Annotated in this window: 4 protein-coding genes; all 4 read left to right on the top strand. The window is 45.2% G+C overall.

The genetic code is table 11. The features are described 5' to 3' along the window. Window positions 1-325: 325 nt before the first annotated feature. The 4 genes from rimI (at window position 326) to EWV68_RS07260 (ending at window position 3445) form a co-directional block, all read left to right on the top strand. Window positions 326-904: a ribosomal protein S18-alanine N-acetyltransferase gene (rimI, locus tag EWV68_RS07275; RefSeq protein WP_287169339.1), complete on the top strand. Its 579-nt coding sequence runs from the start codon at window positions 326-328 to the stop codon at window positions 902-904. A 38-nt stretch (window positions 905-942) separates the two neighbouring features. Beyond that, window positions 943-2133, top strand: a complete 1191-nt coding sequence (locus EWV68_RS07270) for a glycosyltransferase family 4 protein (RefSeq protein WP_287169337.1) — start codon at window positions 943-945, stop codon at window positions 2131-2133. A 90-nt stretch (window positions 2134-2223) separates the two neighbouring features. Beyond that, entirely contained in the window at window positions 2224-2841 is a 618-nt protein-coding gene (locus EWV68_RS07265; protein WP_002796558.1) for a CP12 domain-containing protein, read from the top strand. A gap of 97 nt (window positions 2842-2938) precedes the next feature. After that, window positions 2939-3445 carry a DUF1269 domain-containing protein gene (locus tag EWV68_RS07260; RefSeq protein ID WP_104397044.1) on the top strand — a complete coding sequence of 169 codons (507 nt, stop codon included), beginning with the start codon at window positions 2939-2941 and terminating at the stop codon, window positions 3443-3445. The last annotated feature ends 290 nt before the right edge of the window (window positions 3446-3735 follow it).

The raw sequence follows: 3735 nt of genomic DNA, 5'->3' as shown, positions 1-3735 counted from the left end.
GCTGTAACTATGATAACATCGTTGTTAAATAAAAATCTTTCTCAATTAATTCTTAAGAATTTATAAATATTGCGGAATGTTAATTTAAATATTCTCAAGTTTTTGCAGTCAATAAATAACTTTGGCTTATATTTGTCAGAAAATAGAACTCCTGCAAAAATCCCACATCTACTATTGGATTCAGGAGACAGGATTCAGGAGACTCCGAGACTATTTTTATTTATTCTCCCTTCTTCCCACACCCCACACCCCACACCCCACACCCCACACCCCACACCCCACACCCCACACCCCACACCCTACACCCTGCTCCCTTCCCCGATCAATGGCAAAAATCCAGCTTAAAACCCCAAAATCAGAGCATCTTGCCGCCATGGTGTCCCTAGATCGCACCAGTCTCGGCGGTATCTGGACGTTATCGGGATATCAACGGGAATTAGACAGCCCCAACAGTGAATTATTAATTCTTACCCTGGACCGGGATAGCGAAACCCTAATCGGATTGGCTTGTTTTTGGGCAATTCTCGAAGAAGCGCATATTACCCTCCTGGCAATTTACCCCGACTATCAAAGACAAGGATTAGGAAAACTACTTCTCTACAAACTTCTGGAGAAGGCTGTACAAAGACAACTGGAAAGGGCTACGCTAGAGGTGAGGGTGTCGAACCAGTCAGCGATCGCACTCTACGAGCATTTTGGCTTCCGCATCGCTGGAGAGCGTAAAAATTATTATCCGCAAACTGGCGAATCAGCCCTAATTTTCTGGCGCAACGATCTACAAACGGCCGCTTTTCAGGAACAATTAAGCAAGTGGCGACAAGAAATCCTTTCCAGACTGGTGCGGGGAGAGTGGCAATTAGAGGAAGAAACCAGAGCCAAAATAGATACCATGGGGATGCAATGATTACCTACAAGCTTAAATCAGGTCGAGGTTAGGGAAAAATGAGGATTTTAGTGTTGGCGTGGGAATTTCCACCGCGATTAGTGGGCGGTATCGCCCGTCATGTCGCTGAACTCTATCCCGAAATCGTCAAACTCGGTCATGAAGTCCATTTAATCACGATCGAATTCGGTCAGGCCCCCAGTTACGAACTGGTCGAAGGCATTCACATCCATCGCGTCCCCGTACCCCCCGGCAATGACTTTTTCCATTGGGTGGTCAACATGAATAACAGCATGGGGCAACGGGGCGGCAAACTAATCGCCGAATACGGAAAATTTGACCTTGTTCATGCTCACGATTGGTTAGTAGGGGATGCGGCCATTGCCATGAAACATCTCTTTAAAATCCCCCTGATTGCCACTATTCACGCCACGGAATACGGACGTTATAACGGACTGCACACCGACACCCAACGCTATATCGCCGGCAAAGAGGGAACCCTCGTCTATAATGCTTGGCGCGTTATCGTCTGTACCGGCTATATGCGTCATGAAGTCCATCGGGCTTTGGGCGCCCCCTGGGATAAAATCGATGTGGTTTATAACGGTATTCGGGCCGAGAAAAAGCAAAGAGACCCTAACTTTGATTACCAAGCTTTTCGTCGTCAATATGCCCAAGATCACGAAAAAATCGTCTATTACGTCGGGCGTATGACCTTTGAAAAGGGGGTTTCGGTGTTACTCAACGCTGCCCCAAAAGTCCTCGGCCAGACTGGGGCTAAAACTAAATTTGTTATTATCGGTGGCGGCAATACCGACAAACTCAAACAACAGGCCTGGCATCTCGGTATCTGGCATCATTGTTATTTTACGGGCTTTATGTCCGATGAAAACCTCGATCGCTTCCAAACCGTGGCCGATTGTGCCGTTTTTCCTAGTCTTTACGAACCTTTTGGCATTGTCGCCTTGGAAAGTTTCGCCGCTAGGGTTCCCGTGGTAGTTTCCGATACCTGCGGTTTTCCCGAAGTTGTCCGTCATGGTCAAACGGGAATTGTCACCCGGGTCAATAATCCTGATTCCCTCGCTTGGGGCATTTTGGAGGTTTTAAATCATCCTGAATACGCCCAAGAATTAGTTAATAACGCCTACGAAGACCTAGAAAAACGCTTTCATTGGGCGAATTTAGCCCGTCAAACCGAAACAGTATATGGTTTGGTTGTCCAAGAACGACAACTGGTAGAATGGCGTTAATCGGGGATCGGTTTTTTAGCCGTCAGCCGTCAGTATTAGGGGCCAGTTTATGTTCTAAAATAACAAAGGCACAACTTAACTTCTCCGAATATGACTATGAAAGCAGCTGAAATTATGACCACGGAGGTGGCCAAGATTAAAGGTTCTGAAACCGTTGCCAAAGCGGTACAATTGATGAGAGAAAAGAACATTAGAACTCTCATTGTTGATCGCCGTCACGATGAAGATGCTTACGGAATTATCACCGAAACCGATATTGTCTATAAAGTCGTCGCTTTCGGTCAAGATCCGCAAAAAGTGCGCGTCTATGAAGTGATGAGCAAACCCTGCATCGTGATTAATCCCGACCTCGGGGTTGAATATGTGGCTCGCTTATTTGCTAATACCGGTATTCGTTTCGCACCGGTAATTAAAGGTGATTTACTCGGTGTTATCTCTGTTAGTGACATCCTCCATAAAGGTAACGCCGTCGAAAAGCCCCGCAGTCTTGATTTAGAAGCGGAGATTATCAAAGCTAGAGATATTGCCCGGGCAGTATGTGCTGAAAAAGGGGGAAATTCTCCCGATTGTGCCGCAGCTTGGGATGTTGTTGAGGAATTACAGGCAGAATTGGCACACCAACGCGCTAAAAAACCGGAAAAAACCTATTTTGAGGAATACTGTCAAGAAAATCCCGATGCTTTTGAAGCTCGTATTTATGACACCTAATCCCCATGGGTTTCAGGTATCGGAGAATACCTCAAACTTTTTAATCCGGCAAAAGTAGTGTATAAAAGTTTTATTTGCTAATAATCGAGGAAAAACCATGGCTGATCTATTTGTCATCGCCTATGAGGACGAATTTAAAGCAGAAGAAGTTCGTTTAACTTTGGCCAAGCTGCAACGGGAACATCTCATCGAGCTAGAAGATGCTGCCGTAGTGGTTAAAAACAAAGATGGTGAGATTAAACTCAAGCAAGCGGTCAATTTAACGGCAGCGGGAGCCGCTAGTGGCAGTTTCTGGGGATTATTAATCGGAATGCTCTTTTTATCCCCTTTATTAGGGGCCGTCCTCGGTGCTGCTGGTGGCGCTTTGGGAGGTGCTTTAAGTGATATCGGTGTGGATGACAATTTTATGCGGGAATTGGGAGAAACCATGCAGCCAGGTACATCTGCTCTCTTTGTTCTCGTCCAAAAAGTTACCCCCGATAAGGTCCTCGATGAAGTGGCCCCCTACGGAGGTAAAGTGTTACGCACTTCTTTGACCAAAACCGACGAAGCGGAATTACAGAAAATTCTCGACCAAAGAGGTGTTAAACCCGAAATCGTTTAGGATATGGGTCCATAAAAGCTAGAAAAAGGGAATATATTTCCCTTTTTGCTTTTTTAGAGAATTTCCTAATCTCATGAGGTACGATAATTATTAATATTAGTTATCAGTCATTTGAAGTAGCCAGACAAAATTCAAGTTAATGCTAAGAGAAGGGAACAGGGAACAGCGACGATTAATTAGGGTTTGCTGAATAAATCTAAAAACCTTACAGGAAAGGGCTTTTAGCTTGATTGAGAGCTTCCCAAATGCACTTAAATCTGCTAGAATCTCTTAAAACCCTTGCATCACCC

This window comes from Microcystis sp. M_QC_C_20170808_M9Col, assembly GCF_007095495.1.
Lineage (GTDB): Bacteria > Cyanobacteriota > Cyanobacteriia > Cyanobacteriales > Microcystaceae > Microcystis > Microcystis aeruginosa.
Note: the sequence above shows the minus strand (reverse complement) of the source record. Positions and strands in the feature narration are given on the sequence as shown.